The 1,023-nt window shown below is 64.2% G+C and carries 2 protein-coding genes; one reads left to right on the forward strand and one right to left on the reverse strand.

What is annotated here, in order from left to right; translation table 11 throughout:
* A partial coding sequence (locus tag EN932_RS36855) for an AAA family ATPase (RefSeq protein ID WP_164890877.1) occupies positions 1-532 on the reverse strand: 532 nt, incomplete at its 3' end.
* 171 nt (positions 533-703) lie between these two features.
* Here EN932_RS36855 and EN932_RS36860 point away from each other — a divergent pair.
* A partial coding sequence (locus EN932_RS36860) for a DUF4242 domain-containing protein (RefSeq protein WP_245461039.1) occupies positions 704-1,023 on the forward strand: 320 nt, incomplete at its 3' end.

Genomic DNA, 1,023 nt, shown 5'->3' on the forward strand with positions numbered 1-1,023 from the left:
ACAGCGGCACGTCGATACGGGCAACGTTGCCCGACGGAATTTCACCCAGCGCCCGGCGCACACGCGCCTGTCCTTCGCTGCGGTCGGTGCGCGCCGTCAACAGGACCAGGATGTGGGTGTTGGCGATGCGCCGGCCAAGAAAGCGGACGAAATCGAGCGTCGCGTCGTCCGCCCAATGCAGATCCTCGATTACCAGAAGCGTCGGCTGGGTCCTTGTCTCGAACACGTCGAGGGCACCGGAGAACAGTGGCAGCCGCTGACCCTGCCTGGCGTCGATCGCCTGCGGCATCGCCCATTGCGCCTCGCGGGCGAGGTCATAGAGCGGTCCGAGCGGATCGGGGATCGACAGGTCCTCGCAGGCGCTGCGCAAGATGCGCGTAGCCTTGGCCGCGCCGGCGACGAAGGCCTCGACCAGTGCGGTCTTGCCGGCGCCGGCCTCGCCCGACAACGCCACCACGCTGCCGCGACCACGCGCGGCTTCGGCGAGAAGTCCGTCAAGCTGCTCCAGCTGTGTCTGCCGTTCCAGAAGCATGATCGTCCGCTTTTCGTGATCCGGGTCGCTGCCGCACCCCGCTTTCGTCAGGCAGGATAGCGCGGCCCGGTATCGGCTTTGTGGCTCCAGCAGTGAACGCCGTTAACATGGGGAATCGTCCCACGAAACATAGGGAAAGGTTCCGATGCGCGCCCCTGGCGAGCGTGATCAATGTCCTCCGCGCTCAAAACCGGGCGTGAAACAGTAAAAAAGGAACCTGATATGCCTCGCTATGTGGTTGAACGTACATTTCCCAACGGCCTCAGCGTGCCGGTGAACGACGCCGGCGCCGATGCGCTGGGCGGCGTCATCATGCGCAACGCGGAGAAAGGCGTGACCTGGGTGCAGTCCTTCGTCTCGCCCGACAAGAAGCAGAGCTTCTGCATCTATGACGCGCCTTCGCCGGAAGCGATCCGCAGCACGGCCCAGAAAAACGCGCTGCCTGTCGACAAGATCACGGAGGTGCGGGTTCTTGACCCTTACTTTTACCG

Origin of the sequence: Mesorhizobium sp. M7A.F.Ca.US.002.01.1.1, assembly GCF_004022955.1 — a bacterium.
In the GTDB taxonomy this organism is placed as follows: domain Bacteria; phylum Pseudomonadota; class Alphaproteobacteria; order Rhizobiales; family Rhizobiaceae; genus Mesorhizobium; species Mesorhizobium ciceri.